Here is a 16648-nt window from a genome sequence, read left to right on the forward strand (position 1 = left end):
TCTCCAGCCTGTAACTGACGATTCGACTTATGGAAGCATGGTTAACCCAACATTTTGTGAATTCTGCACTGGTCACAACCGGCGCATTGATGATTGCTGCGCCGATCATCATTCACCTGATTAATCGCTTCCAGTATAAACGTGTTCAATTTGCCGCAATGGAATTTCTGTTGCAGAGTCAGCAGACCAATCAACGTCGCGTGCTGCTTGAACAGTTACTGTTACTGTTACTGCGCATCATTCTCATCATCTGTCTGCTGCTGTTAATCGGTCGTCTGATTCTGGACCCCAATCAGTTATCGATGTTTCACGGTGCCAAGTCACATCATGTGATCGTGCTGGATGACAGTGGTTCGATGGGAAACGCCTGGGGAGAACAGACGGGCTTCAAAGAAGGCCTGCAGGTTATTCGCAAAATTGCCTCCGAAGGTGCCAATCGTCCCAATACGGAAAAATTCTCTTTAATCGTCTTATCCCGGGCCGATGCCCCCCTGTTTCTACAGCGTGATATTAATGAAGAACTGATCAACGAACTGGATGCCAAACTCTCCAATCTTACCTGCTCACATCAGAGCCTGGACCTGAATCAGGGACTGGAAGCAGCCGTCGACCTGTTGAATGAAGACCGTGCCGTCATCAAAACGCTTCACCTGATCTCTGACTTCCGCAAGTCAGACTGGCAGGAAAAGAAGGGGGTGGCTGCAACAATCGAAAAGTTGAGCAACAGTGATACGGCAATCAACCTCATCAAGACTGTACCTGAATCTCAATCGAATCTGGCAATCACAGAACTTTCCGGTGCAACCGAAGTTGCAGCCGTCGATGTGCCGCTCCGCCTGAGAATCAGCCTGAAGAATTTTGGAGAACAGATCACAGAAGACGTGCGCGTCTCTGCGTTTGTCGATCAGAACAAACTCCCGATGAGCATCGTCTTTGATAAAATCGAAGCCGGCAGTGAAATATCGCAGGACTTTGATGTCGTATTCAATAAGCCCGGCCTGCATCAGATTAATGTCAGCCTGACAAACGATGCGCTGGATGGTGATAATGAGCGGTATATGGCCATCAATGTCAAACCCTCAAACCCGGTCCTGATTGTTGACGGCAATCCCTCCGGCAACGAGTGGATGTACATCCAGACGGCAATTGCCCCCGATGCGACTACCACCGGATTTGCCCCTTCTGTTGAGAATGTCGATTATCTGCGCAGGCATCCTCTCAGCCAGTTTAAAAACATTTATCTACTGAATGTCGCAGAGCTGCCTCTGGATGCCATCGCCGCTCTGGAAAATTTTGTCTCTGAGGGGGGTGGCCTCATCTGGTTTGCGGGTCCTTCCCTCCAACCTGCCTTTTACAATGAAAAGCTATACAAAGATGGCAAAGGGCTGTTTCCGGCACCGCTGGAAACGTCTCCACGTGAGTTGCCTGCCCGCGAATCGAATACCACGGTGGATCTGAATGTCAGTGATCACCCCCTCTTTTCGGTCTTTGCCGGCCAGGATAATCCACTTATCGAAGCCGTAACGATTTCACGTTACTTTCCCATTTCTGAGCAGTGGCTGCAAACCAAAGCGGATAAAGCATCGGGCGTGAATGTGATCGCAACTCTCCGCAATCAGGTCCCGTTGATCCTCGAACACAGGCTGGGAAAAGGACGCATCATTACCTGCCTGACATCCGCTGGTCCTGTCATGACCAATGAGGGGGAGCCGTGGAACACCTGGGCCTTTAACCCCAGCTATATCGTGTTCCAGTTGGAACTACAGAAATACCTGGTTCAGTCCCGCTCGCATGAGCAGGCAGAAATTGTAGGCGCATCGATCCCCTTTTCCCTCGATGCCTCTCTGTTTTCGGATGAAATTGAAATTCAGACTCCCGTGACACAGGGAGGACGGACCATTCGCCTCAAAGCGACTCCCGAAGAACAACCAGACACAGCCGGCGACAGTACGCTGCAACTCGTGACCGTTTACCGGGACACGGATCAGCCCGGCGTTTATACGGTTCAGTTGAAGCGGCAGGACCAGACCCTTGCGTCCCGCATGTATGCTTTCAACTTTCCCGTATCAGAAAGCAATCTGGAACTGGCTACGACCGATGAACTCATGAACGAGCTGGGCAATTCAAAACAGATTCAGATTCAGGAACCAGGCGAATTTCAATGGATTCAAGGCCGGGAAGCCGGTCGAGAAATCACGAACGCGATTTTGCTGATCCTGTTCGTGTTATTGATTTGTGAACAGTTGCTGGCCTATCGTCTAAGCTATCATCCTAAAATAGCGGGGGCCGCCGCATGAACTATTTCCCTTCCATTCCTGCATCACTAATCCTGGCTGCCGACGAAACGACCGCGTTTCGTTCGATCGAATACGATACGCCCGATTCAGGCTGGGGATGGCTACTACTATTGTGTGGCCTGGGGCTGGTACTACTGTTATCGTTTCGAACTGCCTGGAAAGACTCAGTTCAACTCTCACTGTTCTGGCGCTGCTGGCTGGCTGCATTACGACTGGGAGTTTTAATTTCGCTGATCGTGATCGTCTTCAACCCGCATGAGCGTACTCAAAAAATGTCATTTCGACCTTCCCGGGTCGCGGTACTGGTTGACACATCACTTTCCATGCGACATCCGAATCAACTGGTGTCAGCAAATACCAGTTCGCCAGCCAGCCGCAATGTTGCCTCCCGTATGGAAGCAGTCGACAAGCTGCTGACGGATTCTCCCCTGATCAGAGACCTGCAGAAAAATCATCAGGTCAGTGTTTACTCCTTTGACAAAACCTTAGTCGGCCCCCTGCATGTGTTCCAAAAACAGGACTCGCCTGAGGGCACTTCGAAACCAGCTTCAGAAAAAGAAGCAGGCGTTCCGGATCAACCTGACTGGAACACACTGCTGCAACCACAGGGGCTGGAGACGCGTCTGGGAGAACTGCTGGGACAGCTGATGCGGGAGATTAACGGCTCTACGCTGTCTGGAATCATTATCGCCACCGATGGTGCCTCCAATGCGGGCACGGATTTACTTTCTGCCAATGAGGCGGCTAAAGAATCGAAGGTACGGCTGATCCCCCTGGGAGTAGGCAGTCCAGTTCGACCGGCGAACATCCAGATTTCCAAAATCATCGCTCCGACTGATGTGCAGTTTGGAGATGGTTTTGAGATTACGGCAATCGTACAGGCTGTTGGTATGCCTGGTAAAAATATCACAATCGAACTGTTGAGAAAAGTTCCAGGCGAAGCGGAACCGACCGTAGTTGATACGCGAGATGTTCTGCTGCCGACCGAAGACAGCCTGCCTCTGGACATCAAATTCGAACGCACCCCCGCTGATGAGGGTGAAATTGGTTACGTCGTTCGTGCACGCGGCAATCAACTGGCCAGCGATGCCAACGCGATGGACAATGAGCTGGCCCATTCCGTCAATGTATTCAGTCGCCCCACACGCGTACTGGTCATCGCCGGTGGTCCCATGCGGGATTATCGCTTTGTCCGCACCATGCTTTACCGTCATCCTTCGATCCAGTCTTCTGTCTGGCTGCAGTCCGCCCCCCCTGGAGTTTCACAGGATGCGAATGAACTCCTGTATGAATTTCCCGCACGGGCAGATCTGTTTGAATACGATGTGGTACTCGCTTTTGACGTGAACTGGGAAGCGCTGTCAGCGGAACAGATGCAAAATCTGAATGAATGGGTCTCATCAGCTGGTGGCGGAATTGTCATGGTGGCCGGCGACGTTTACACACCCAGACTTGCTCAGGAAAGAGAGAAGTACCAGCCCATTCTGGATCTGTATCCCGTGTTTATCAACTCCTTCGTTCGTGACTATCTGGATGAAGAAGCGACGCAGATTCGCAGGATCGAATGGACTCAGGCCGGCCTGGATGCCGGCTTCCTGATGCTGACCGACGATCCGGCAACTTCAAGGCAATTATGGGAAGATTTTCCTGGTATTTACCGCTGTTATCCCTCAAACGGTGCCAAAGCGGCTGCTACGGTTTATGCCCACTTCCCGGATCCTAAAACACAAACCGAATTTGGATTCTCTATATTGATGGCGTCCCAGTATTATGGTGAAGGTCGCTGTTTCTATCTGGGAAGCCCCGAAATGTGGCGGCTGCGATCCGTCGAGGAAGATTACTTTGACCGATTCTGGACCAAGCTCATTCGGAATATCGGACAAGGTCGCACGAAACGAGGTACGAAACGGGGGACTCTCATTCTGGAACGAGATGAATACGTACTGGGGCAGACAGTGTCCGTTCGTGTTCGCCTGCTTGATCCGGAATTCAAACCCCTCATCCAGGAATCCGTGCCAATGGAAGTCATTGACCCGCGCGGCAGGCCCCTGATTCCCAATCTGCTGCTGATGCAGGACCGGAATCGGCCTGGCGAATATGTCGCCAGCTTCCGTGCCGGCCTGCCTGGCAAATATCGATTTGAAATCACGGTCCCCAACTCCAAAGGCCAGGTCGTCGATGGCAATCTCACAGTTCTGTTACCGCGTCTGGAAGATGAATCGTTGAGCCAGAATGTGAAAGGACTCAAGGAACTGGCACGCGATACCGGTGGTCAATATCTCGCTCTGGAAGAAGCGGAAAAGATTCCTGCACTGCTGCCTGATCAGGGAGAAGAATTCCTGGTCGACGAACGGTTGAAAACGCTCTGGGATCAGGCCTGGGTCTTTTTTCTGCTGGCAGGTCTGCTGGCTGCGGAATGGCTGACCAGAAAATTATTTAAGCTGGCTTGATTTATTGTACAATGACTTTGTGTTCCCATAATTGAACCCTGCTGAAACATCAGCGTGAAACAAACGCATGAACGAACCTGCCAAAGTATCAATCCCTCAGGAAATCACCGATTTGCTCAATCGGTTACGGGGCAAAATACGCAAATACATTCTACTGGAAGGCGCGGCAAAACTATTCGCCGTAGTGGGAATGATTTTCTGGATCAGTTTTGTGGTCGACTGGGGTTATTTCCAACTCAGCCATTTTGAACTACCCGTCTGGTTTCGCGCCTCGTTTGTCTTACTCTCGTTGTCAACGATCCTGGTTTTAGCAGCTACTTTTATTCTGTTTCGGCTGATGACAAAAATGAGGAAGAAAGCGCTGGCCCTTGTACTGGAGCGTCGCTTTCCTGAACTGAATGACCGGCTGGCAACGGCGATTGAACTGCATGAGTCCAATGAACCGCAAAATGCATTAACCCGCGCCATGCTCGAACGGACTGTCAAAGATGTCGCACAAGGCAGCAGTCAGCTTCCCCTGGAAGATGTATTCGATAAACGGCCTTTAAGAAGAGCATTCTTTGGTGCCCTGATCCTGTCAGTTTCCATTCTGATTCTGGCAGTCGTCAACCAGCCTGCGATGGCCCGCTGGGCGAAAGGCTATCTGGAATTAAAAAGTGATTACTGGAACCGAGAAACAGGACTGATCGTCAAAGTGATCGCCCAGCCGGGGGACCGCATTCGGGAATTCCAGGACCAGACTTACAAACATGGTCTCGGAAATGATCTGACACTGTTAGTGGAAACCGTCGATGGTAAAAAAGTCCCGGAGCGTGTCCAGCTAACCTATCGCATGCAGAATGGTCGGGAGGGAGGCCGGACCGTTATGTCGCGCCTGGGCGAAGGTCGATTCAAACATACAATTACTGATGTCCTGGATGGCATGCAGATCTGGGTCTCAGGCAATGACTTTACCAACCCGGAACCCTACCTGATTGAAATTGTGGAAACCCCTGTTCTGGATCAGATTCAACTTGAAAGTCGCTATCCGGAGTATACCGGCTTGAACACAACCGATCCCAAGACGGGTGTGCCACAACCTGACATCCAGACCGTTCAGGGAACTCAGATCGCGCTACCCGTCCACACAGAGTTCGAGATGGTCTCCACAGCCAACAAGCCGATCAGCCGTTTTTCCCTGGAAACAGATCAACTTAAAATACAGTTGGAACCATCGTCGGCTGCCAGTCCCTCAGCTAAGTCTAATTTCCTGGCATGGAAAAACCCGCAGGGAGAAATTGTGGAACAAATCAATCTCTCGCCTGATCGGGTACAGCAGATGTGTGGCCCGGACCATCAGGTTTTTCGAATTCCCTTCACTTTAGTTTCAGAAAAAAAAGAGTCCTCATCCTCAGGGATCCCTCTGCTCGTTGATCAGCCAATGCGGATCTATCTGGAGGATGAAGACGGACTGCTGGTCACCGAACCGATTCGCCTCAGTATTATGGGGATTATTGACCAGCCACCGAAAGTCGACACCCGCCTGACGGGCATCGGCAAATCAATTACCCGCAAAGCGATGATTCCCATCGAAGGCATGATTACCGATGACTATGGTATCCAGTCGGCTCGCTTTGACTTTCTGGTAGATGAAGACAAAAACTTCCGTCTCCGCCCGTTCCGTTCCAAGCCTGCCGAACGTCCCAAAGAATTTATTCTGCAACGAAATGAAAGAGAGGCCTGGGAGCGATTTGATGTTCTTCCGCTGGATTTAAAAGTGGGACAGAAACTGAGCCTCACAGTTCATGCTGAAGATGCAGATAACTTGAGTGGCCCCCATCAGGTGCACGGCGAAACCTATCATTTTGAAATTGTGACCGATGAGGAATTGCTCTCGATCCTGTATTCCAAAGAACTGAATCTGCGCAAGCGTTTCGAACAGATCTTTAAAGAGGTCACACAGACGCGCGATGAACTGAAGGAACGCGTCGCACAGGTTCGCGAAACTCAGGTAATCAGAGAAAAACAAAAACAGGGACAGACTGACCCTGCCTGGGCAGATCTATTACTGGAAAACCAGAGTGCCGTCGCCGTTTCAGCGGATCGATCGCTGTATGGAACGCGAAAAAATGCGACCGAAACCGCCTCCATTGTGGAATCGTTTCATGATATTCGCGAAGAGTTGGTGAACAATGGGGTCGCTACAGCTCAGATTCTGGGACGCATTGATGATAAAATCCTCAAACCTCTGACCATGCTGCATGAGCAGGATTTTCCAGATGTCGACCAACGGCTGGGACTGTTCCGACTGGCGGTCGAACAGAACACCAACCCACTCACCGAAATCCAGACCAGCATTGATCTTCTGGATAGCATGCTGGTTCGCATGCAGAGCGTCCTCAACGAAATGCAGGATTTGCTGGAGTTCCATGAAGCCATCGAAATGCTCAAGAATCTGATCGAACGAGAGAAAGAATTGACAGAAGAGACCAAAAAGTATCGCAAAAACAAGCTTCTGGACCGTCTCAAAGGATTGGGATTGGAGTAAGCCGAAAATCGTACCAAAATCAGAGAAAATCGAGCCTCACGACTTCTTCACCCACTGGACACAAAAACACGCTTCGATCCTCGTACCTTACATGATATAATACTTAATGCGTTTCAATCTTTGCGCGCCGCACAGATAGACGTCCCGGCAACTGATGCATACCCTTCCTCAACAGTTCTGAGATCACTATGAAAACATTGGCAGAAGCAACACTTATGTGGAATCGTCCAGGGACTTTCGTTCTGATGTTCTCAATGTTCCTCTGCATGTCATTTCAGAAGATCAGCGATGCGCAGCAACCCGCATCTTCCGCAAAGGGATCTGTTCCTGAAGTTGATAAAAGCAACCTGTCCGACAGGCAGGAAGCCATCTCTCAGCAGTTCAAGCGTTTCGAATCAACGCTCCATGATCTCGGCGAGTATATGAAAAAGACAGATCCGGCACGTGCGGATCTGCTGTTTCGTGCCTTTGGTCAAAGTAAACAGAACCAGATGAGCGTTGAAATGCAACGCGTTCTGCAGATGCTGGAGAAAGGGCAACTGGGGGATGCCGTAGAACGCCAGGAGACTCTGTTGAAAAACATGCAGAATTTGCTCGCATTACTGCAGAGTGAAGACCGGATGAGCGAAGTCGAGAAAGAGAAACAACGCATTCAGGACCTGCTCAAAGACGTGAACCGCCTGATAGGACAGGAACGGGATGTGCGTGCCGCGACGGAACGAGGGGGAAACCCTGCCGACTTAAAAGACAAACAGCAGAAGACAGCAGAGAACGCTCAGAAACTGGTCGACAAAATCGAACAGCAGGACACCGAAAAAAACGATTCCCAGAAGTCTGATACGGAATCCAAATCGTCAGAGAAAGAACAAGAAGGGCAGCAGAAAGACCAGAAATCTCAAGAGGGAAAGTCCGATTCGAAGTCGGATACCGACTCAAAAAAGTCTTCAGAGTCCGAGTCCAAAGGCAAACCTCCCGAAAACGGCAAATCAGATCCTGACCAGAAAGGGTCTGACGGACAGAAGTCTGATCAGCAGTCTCAAGAACAGCAACAGTCGCAACAACAGCAGCAAGGTCAGCAGGGGAAACCCCCGGAGGGCGAAAGCCAGCAGTCCCAGGAAGAACAACAGAAACAGACTCCAGGGCGGGAACAAATCGAACAGGCCCGCCAGGAAATGGAAAAGGCGATCGAAGAGCTGGAGAAAAAACAGAAAGATGCCGCCTCGCGTCATCAGGATGATGCGATCCGTAAATTAGCGGAAGCCAAAGAAAAGCTGGAAGAGATGCTGCGTCAGCTACGCGAGGAAGAACGTGAGCTGATGCTGGCTGCCATGGAAGCGCGTTTGCAGAAGATCCTGGCGCAACAGAAACGCGTGTATGCCGGCACGCTTTCCATCGGGCAAGTCCCGGAAAAGGAACGCACGAGTCGCCATACGGCCCGCGCTGTCCAGCTTTCCCGTGAAGAATCACAGATTAGTCTTGAGGTTGAAAAAGCAATCCTGCTGATCACCGATGAAGGATCTTCGGTTGCTTTCAGTGAAGCTTTGGCTGAGGTCCGGGAGGACGTACAGAATGTGAGTTATCGCCTGAACCGTGTACAGGTGGATGAACTGACACAGGGCATCGAGAAAGACATTATCAGTTCCCTGGAAGAAATGATCGAAGCGCTGCAGAATGAGATGGATAAGTCAGACGACGAGAAGAAGAAACAGCAGCAACAACAGCAACAGCAGGGCTCCCCGGAAGATCAGGCTCTGATTGATACGCTGGCAGAGATCAAAATGCTGCGATCACTACAGTTGCGTGTGAATAATCGCACTCGGAGAATTGAAAAACTCGCATTAGAAGAGGGTGCCAACCAGGCAGATATCCTGGAACAGTTGCAGAAACTGGCCAATCGACAGACCCGCATTCAAAACGCGACTTACATACTGGCAACGGGTAAAAATAAATAAGCGATTCCCTGGAACCGCTGAAACAAAGGTGACAGACCGCCATGAAAGTCAGGCTCAATTTAACTCGCATTGCAGGATCCATGTACCACTGCCGGGGAGGATTCACTCTGATGGCTTTGGTTTGCCTACTGCCCGTATCGGTTTTTGGTCAGACCCCCATTCCCGTGCCGCTCCCCTTAAAAGAGTCTGTTGAAAAACAGACCGAAAAAGAAGTGACAGTTTTGTACGCTGCCCCTGCTTCTGCTGAATTAAAATCTCAGTTGGAAAACTGGGTTGCAGATCAGAAAGTGAAAGATCCCGCGCAACTGAAAGCAGTCGCCAGCCAGCTGGTGAAACTGGAGTCTGCTTTGTCTGCGGAAGAGAAGCTGGACATCGCGATCCGCATCTTCTCAGGCATCGATCGCCAGGCGGCAGAACTGGTTCGAGCAAACCAGTTTTCAGACAGTGTTCCTCAGTTTTCCAGTCCTCCGCTGTTGACAGAGGGAAAAGCCGAGACGTTCTATCCTGCCAATCTGAGATACTATATCGCCCGCAACCTGACGCAATTCAGACTGGTTGATCCAGCTCTGGAAATCTTCAATTCGATTAACCCGGAAACCCTGATCGATCCGGCTGGATTCCTGTTTTACAAAGCAGTCTGTGAACATCATCTGTTGCAGAAAGAGGCCTGTGAAAAAACTCTGGATCAGCTCTTAAACCGTACACAGGAAGTCCCGGAACGCTTTACTCAGGTCGCGATCCTGATGCAGGCTGACCTGGCATCTTTGAAAGAAGAAAGCCTGGATGAAATTTCACGCAAGATGAGCGATGTGGAGCGCAGGCTGGAACTCGGAAATTCCGGAAAGAAAGTACAGAAGGTCGAAGACGAAATCATTGCCTCGCTCGACAAACTGATCAAGAAAATGGAAGACCAGTCAAAAAACAGCCCCTCTTCCGGTTCAGGGGCAGGCAGTTCGAAAACTCCCGCCGCTGGTTCAGATGAAAGCCGTGTTAAAGGAGTGACTGCACCAGGTGAAGTAGACAAGAAAAAATTATCCAATAATGGCGGCTGGGGGCAGCTGCCTCCCAAAAAACAGGCTTCTGCCAAAAATATTATTAACCGTAATTTTCCCTCTCATTACCGTAAAGCGATTGAAAAGTACTTTAAGAAACTGGCTGCCGAGAAAGCCAATTCCGGTAAATAGAGTTGTCGATACTGTTTTGGACCCACTCATCATATTACTGACTTTTTGGAGTTTACTACATGCCTGTTCTGTTTTTTGTTTCCATGACAACACTGCTGGCCGTTGCTCCTGAAGTTGAAGTCACTTCACTGAGTGGCACGAATGCCTCCGGGAGTCTACAGGCATTAAACAAAACAGTCGCGAAAGTCAAAGCGGGGCAAACTGAAAACGATCTGCCTCTTTCCAATATTTTGAATATGCGATTTCCCAAAAACCGGTTACAGCGCAGCCTCGAACTGCCTTTCACCGTCAGATTAACCGATGGCTCAATTTTTCCGACACAGAGTCTGCAAAGTAATGAACGTCAGGTCAAAGTCAGTGGCGATCAGACAGGCGCGCTGATTCTGCCTGCCAGGAATGTCGCTTCCATTCGCTTTGGCGCACTCAACTCAAACATTCGAGACTCCTGGGAAAAACTGCTGAACGGAGAGAATACAAAAGATCTGCTCGTGGTTCAAAAGGAGAATGTCCTTGATTATATCGATGGAGTCGTGGGCTCGATCACCGATGAGAAAATTCAGTTTTTCACCGGGGAGGACGAAGTCTCAGTGAACCGCAGTCGCGTCTTCGGGGTGATCTACTTTCGCCCCCCCTCACCAGAAGTCTCTCCCTTCTGTTCCATTCGGCTGACCGACGCAGGTGTATTGAATGCCTCTGCCATCACTTTTACGGGAACTGAATTTGCCGCGACCCTGCTGGGAGGTACCCAGGCCCGGTTTGCCCCCCAGTCGATTGCCAATCTGGATTTCAGTCAGGGTAAGGTACGCTACCTCTCCGATCTGGAACCAAGAAATATTGAATATACACCCTTTTTTGATACGGTCTGGAAATATCGTAAAGACAGACACCGTGATGGCGGCCCGCTGCGGGTGGGTGGCAAAGAATATGCCCGCGGCCTCTATGTTCATTCGAAAACTCTGCTGCAATATCGTATTAAAGGTGACTACCGGAATTTTCGCGCGATCATGGGGATCGATGATTCCGTACCCGGCATTGGTTTTGTCTATGTTGAAATTAAGGGTGATGGCCGCACACTTTATTCGGGAAATGTACGGAGTTCGGATTCTCCGGTGGAATTAAATCTGGATGTTCGTGGCGTTCGAGATTTTGATGTTCTGGTCGACTTTGGAGATAACCTGGAAATCTGCGATCACCTCGACCTGTGTGAAGCACGTTTTATTAAATAATCTGTGACGGGACACTAAACGAAACCGTCTGAGTGGTTTCATAGTGAGCCGTTGAAGTTTGAAGGTAATTTGATGCAGAGATTATTCATCTGTGTTCCATTCGTCATCTGCACTCTCATGTGTCTGCCTGCGTTCTCAGCAGAATCTTCTGTTGATCCTGCGGTGCTGGCGGCTCAGAAACAGCGAATTGATGTCATTAAAGCAGTCTCTCCCTCCGTGGTGGCCATTTTTGGCGGTGCCGGTGATGGCGGCGGCTCAGGAGTGCTGGTCACTCCTGATGGATATGCATTGACCAATTTTCATGTCGTTTCGGGGGCTGGCAACTTCATGAAGTGTGGGCTGAATGATGGCAAGCTGTATGATGCGGTCATCGTCAGTATCGACCCCACTGGTGATGTGGCTTTGATCAAACTATTGGGCCGCACGGATTTTCCTGCTGCCCGACTGGGTGACAGTGATGCCGTCCAGGTGGGTGACTGGGCCTATGCCATGGGAAATCCGTTTCTTCTGGCAACTGATTTTCAGCCGACGATCACCTATGGAATCGTCAGTGGTGTTCACCGTTATCAGTATCCGGCTGGTACGTTTCTCGAATACACTGACTGTATCCAGGTTGATTCCTCAATCAATCCGGGTAACTCGGGAGGCCCCCTGTTCAATGATCGTGGCGAGTTGATCGGTATCAACGGCCGCGGGTCATTTGAAAAACGAGGCCGGGTCAATTCAGGGGCTGGATACGCCATTTCCATAAACCAGATCAAACACTTCTGGGATCATCTCAAGAGTGGACGCATCGTCGATCATGCAGCGCTGGGAGCAACCGTCACCACAGGCTTTGATTCGAATATTGACGTCGCTGAAATCCTGGAAGAATCTGACGCTTACCGAAAAGGTTTGAGGCTGGGTGACGAAATTGTTTCATTTGCAGGCCGCCCTATCCGTAGTGTGAACCAGTTCAAAAACATTTTGGGGATCTACCCCGCAGGCTGGACTTTGCCACTGGTTTATCGCCGGAATGAGAAAAAGAATACAATTTATGTACGACTGCAGGCGCTGCATACCGCCTTGGAGCTTCAGGAGCAGGCAGGACAGAAGCAGCTGATTCCGGAGAAAGCACCTGAACCGGGAGAAAAGAAGCCTCGTCTGCCGATGCCAAATCCACACGCGAAGGCAGCCCCTGAACCACCGGAGAAATATAAGCACCTCTATGTTCCGAAAACCGGATTTGCCAATTACTATTTCAATCAACAACAGCAGGAACGTCTGCTGCAGGCTTTAAGTGCGACGAGTAATTTCTCGGATCGAACCGGCACCTGGACCCTGACCGGGAAACTGGGAAACGGAACGGATTTCATACTCACACTGGCAGATAAGGGAGTGGGCTTTGAAGTCGGTAAGGATATCTTTCTGCAGTCACTGGAAGCAGATATGTTCGTAGATGAGCCACCTGGTACGGGTGGTTTGCTGGCTGCGTTACATCATTTTCGGCTGTTACTCTCCGGACAATCCGAGCGCTTCACTGACTTTTATTACCTCGGCAGCGAACGACTGGACGGGACAAATGAAATGGTCGATGTGCTGATCGCGACACAGACCGGAACCATCTCCCGCTGGTATTTCAATAAATCAGATCTATCTTTGCGGGGCCTGGATTTTTACCTGACAGAGAATTCTGAAGTCTGCGCAATCCGTTTTGAACAATTCCAGACGCTCAATGGCCAGAAGTTTCCAGGCGAACTGGATGTGCGGTATGGCAGCCGACCTGTGATGAAACTGAAAGTAGAACGCCTCAAGCTGGATCCACTTGAGAATTCAAAGAAATAGTCACCGCACCGGATGAAAGTAGATCCTCAGTGATTCAAACCAAAGCAATCAAACCTGTTCTGTTCTGTCTGTGTCTGGTGGTACTCCTGCTGCCTGCTTCGCGGACCGCCTCTGCTTCCTCGCAGTCAACAATCCAGTATGCGCTGCCCCGCATGGTGAAAATATTTGGTGCGGGTGGTGTTAAAAACCTGTATGGATACAGCACCGGTTTTCTCGTTTCTCCTGAAGGGCATATTGCCACAATCTGGAGCCCGGTACTTGATACCGATCGGCTGTCTGTCGTCCTGCATGATGGTCGGAAGTTTGAAGCAGAAGTACTGGGGGCAGAACCACATCTGGATTTAGCCATTCTCAAATTGAAATCGGAACGGGAATTAGACCTGCCCAGTTTTGATTATAAAGAAAAAGTTACAGCAGGGCCGGGCACACGCATCCTGGGCTTTAGTAACATGTTTAAAGTCGCCACGGGTGATGAACCGGTATCAGTACTGCATGGCGTCATTGAAGCGCGAACTGAATTACCACGCCGCAGAGGTGCCTTTGAGCTCTCGTATTCAGGGGATGTTTACGTAGTGGATGCGATTACCAATAACCCGGGCGCCGCCGGCGGTGCGCTCGTCACCTACGATGGCAAACTGCTGGGCATGATTGGTAAACAGGTCCGGAATGCCAAAACGAATACCTGGGTCAATTATTCACTCCCCATTGATGTGTTGAGCAAAAGTATCGAGCAGATCATTACAGGTAAGTTTGATTCCAGTGAAGATCAGAAAAAACCCGAAATGGATGCGCCGCAGCGTTACCGTCCTGTCGACTTTGGGCTGGTCATGGTGCCAGATGTGCTCTACCGGACTCCCGCCTATATCGACAGGGTTCTGCCGGGGTCACTGGTAGCCGAAGCGGGATTGCAGCCTGACGATCTTGTTGTGTTTGTGAATGATGATCTGGTCAAGTCCTGCAAAACACTGAATACCGAACTGGGCCAACTGGAACCAGGCGATTTACTGCGTCTGGTCGTTCGCCGTAACAATCAACTTATCTCGATCGAATTTCAGGTTCCCCCTGAAAAGAAATAACAATATCAGCATCGAATTAATCATGAATAACCTTTTCTGTTTACTAACGCTGGGGCTGGCTTTGTCTGGTCCCCTCAATTTACTACAGGCACAGGCCCCTGTGCCCAATCTGGAAGTGCTTGAAGAACGTGCCTTCAAACAGGCTGCCGCATTTATCAACCCCTCGATCGTCAGGATTGAAACCGTGGGGGGGCAGGATCGGGTCGGCAAGCTCATCACAGGCACCGGCCCGACTTCCGGAGTGATTGTCAGCCGCGACGGGTTGATTATCTCCAGCGCCTTTAACTTCATCGGCAAACCCTCTTCGATTCTGGTCACCTTGCCTGATGGCCGTCGTTTTCCGGCGCAAAATGTCGCCACAGACCATTTAAAAATGCTGACGCTTCTGAAAATTGATGCGCAAAATCTACCGGTCCCGCTCGCGATTCCGGAGAGCGATATCCAGGTTGGTATGTGGTCGATTGCATTGGGACGTACATTTGATCTGGACCAGCCCAGTATTTCCGTGGGAATCGTGAGTGCGCTGGAACGGATCTGGGGGAAAGCGATTCAGACCGATGCGAAGATTTCTCCCGTCAATTATGGTGGACCGCTCGTGGATATCAATGGTCGACTGATGGGGATCCTGGTCCCGCTCTCACCCGGTGCTTCGGCAGAAACGGCTGGCGTGGAATGGTATGACTCAGGTATCGGGTTTGCCATTCCCATGTCGGATGTTCTCAAAATCATTCCCCGTCTCAATACAGGTCAAGATCTTTATCCAGGCCTGTTGGGAATCACATTAACCGGCCACGGGGACCTGTCCACTGACATGAAGCTTGATCGTGTGCGATACGGCAGCCCGGCTCAGGAAGCGGGCGTCAAAGCAGGTGACACAATCACTCAACTGGACGGGAATACCGTCGCCATGCATTCTCAGGTAAAACAGGTGCTGATGAATAAGTACGCTGGTGATTCTGTCAGCCTGGTGGTTACCAGAGCAGGCTCACCAGAGCCGATTTCATTCAAAGCCACAATGGTAGAAAAACTGGTGCCGTTTGAATCAGGATTTCTGGGAATTCTGCCTCAACGATCATCCGGCGATCAAGTAGAAACGGGTGTCGGCATCCGGTATGTCTTTTCGAAATCAGCAGCAGCGGAAGCCGGTCTCAAAACCCAGGATCGTATTCTGGAATTCAACCAGCAGAAAGTATCAGATCCGGGCACCCTGGCTCTACTGGTGAATCACTTGCGACCGGAGGAGACCGCAGAGCTTCTGATTTCGAGAGACGAGAAAGAGCAGACGGTTAAAGTCAAATTACAAGCGATTCCCAATACGGTGGAATCGGAACTGCCTACACAGGCATTACCGTCCCGTACCGCTGCAGAAAACCAGAAAGACAAGATCAAAACAGGACATCTCAAAGAGGAACTCCCCGGTTCTGAATCGACTTACTGGGCTTATGTTCCGGAAAATTATAACCCGGAATTTGAATACGGATTAATGGTCTGGATTCACCCTCCGGGAAATACCATGGAATCGACCATCTTCAAGGAATGGAAGAGTATCTGTGAGCAGCGCGGTATCATTATCGTTGGTCCCGCGGCTCAGGACGTTATCCGCTGGAATCGGGATGAGGCGGAATTTGTCAAAGAAGTGGTTGAATCAATGCGGACGCGATACCAGATTGATAACACGCGAATCTTTCTGGTCAGCCATGGCGATGGAAGTGAATTTGCGTTCGACCTGGCTTTCAAATATCGCGAGCTGTTTCGCGGCGTTGCTGTTTCTGAAGCGACGCTCAAGAACAAACCACCAGAGACCGATCCTGACTATCCTTTAAGTTTATTTTTTGTCTTGAACGCTGCCAACCCACTGAACCAGTTACTGCAACCACAGATCGAAGCAATTCGAGAAATGAATTACCCCACGGTCTTCGAGTTAATCAAAAACGATGATCCCGCGGGACAATACCTGGAGAAATCGACTCTGGAAGGAATCGGTCGCTGGGCAGACAGTCTGGACCGGATTTAATCTGCGCGCCTTTCTTATCAGACAGTCTGTCGCATTTCCGGTGGGTTCAATTCCTGAAACAGGTGCTGCTGTCTCTGCCTGACATCGTGGAAGCGACA

At 50.4% G+C, this 16648-nt stretch carries 9 protein-coding genes; all 9 read left to right on the top strand.

Features of this window, described 5'->3' with window-relative positions; all coding sequences use genetic code 11:
- Positions 1-29 precede the first annotated feature (29 nt).
- Positions 30-2297, top strand: a complete 2268-nt coding sequence (locus tag Pan161_RS11415; protein WP_145226883.1) for a BatA domain-containing protein — start codon at positions 30-32, stop codon at positions 2295-2297.
- A complete protein-coding gene (locus tag Pan161_RS11420; RefSeq protein WP_145226885.1) occupies positions 2294-4747 on the top strand; it encodes a hypothetical protein in 2454 nt (817 codons plus the stop codon). The genes Pan161_RS11415 and Pan161_RS11420 overlap by 4 nt, the downstream gene beginning before the upstream one ends.
- A gap of 67 nt (positions 4748-4814) precedes the next feature.
- Positions 4815-7274: a hypothetical protein gene (locus Pan161_RS11425; RefSeq protein WP_145226887.1), complete on the top strand. Its 2460-nt coding sequence runs from the start codon at positions 4815-4817 to the stop codon at positions 7272-7274.
- Between the two features lie 215 nt (positions 7275-7489).
- Positions 7490-9226, top strand: a complete 1737-nt coding sequence (locus Pan161_RS11430) for a V-type ATP synthase subunit I domain-containing protein (protein ID WP_145226889.1) — start codon at positions 7490-7492, stop codon at positions 9224-9226.
- 110 nt (positions 9227-9336) lie between these two features.
- Positions 9337-10410: a hypothetical protein gene (locus Pan161_RS11435; protein ID WP_232103701.1), complete on the top strand. Its 1074-nt coding sequence runs from the start codon at positions 9337-9339 to the stop codon at positions 10408-10410.
- 59 nt (positions 10411-10469) lie between these two features.
- The gene (locus Pan161_RS11440; protein ID WP_145226893.1) at positions 10470-11636 is read left to right on the top strand and encodes an NPCBM/NEW2 domain-containing protein; all 1167 of its coding nucleotides are present in this window, start codon (positions 10470-10472) and stop codon (positions 11634-11636) included.
- A gap of 72 nt (positions 11637-11708) precedes the next feature.
- Positions 11709-13460 (top strand): S1C family serine protease, encoded by a 1752-nt coding sequence (locus Pan161_RS11445; RefSeq protein WP_145226895.1) that lies wholly within the window; start codon positions 11709-11711, stop codon positions 13458-13460.
- A 29-nt stretch (positions 13461-13489) separates the two neighbouring features.
- On the top strand, positions 13490-14536 hold the full coding sequence (locus Pan161_RS11450) for a S1C family serine protease (protein ID WP_145226897.1): 1047 nt from the start codon (positions 13490-13492) through the stop codon (positions 14534-14536).
- A 22-nt stretch (positions 14537-14558) separates the two neighbouring features.
- On the top strand, positions 14559-16550 hold the full coding sequence (locus Pan161_RS11455; RefSeq protein ID WP_145226899.1) for a PDZ domain-containing protein: 1992 nt from the start codon (positions 14559-14561) through the stop codon (positions 16548-16550).
- Positions 16551-16648: the final 98 nt, after the last annotated feature.

The organism is Gimesia algae, assembly GCF_007746795.1.
In the GTDB taxonomy this organism is placed as follows: domain Bacteria; phylum Planctomycetota; class Planctomycetia; order Planctomycetales; family Planctomycetaceae; genus Gimesia; species Gimesia algae.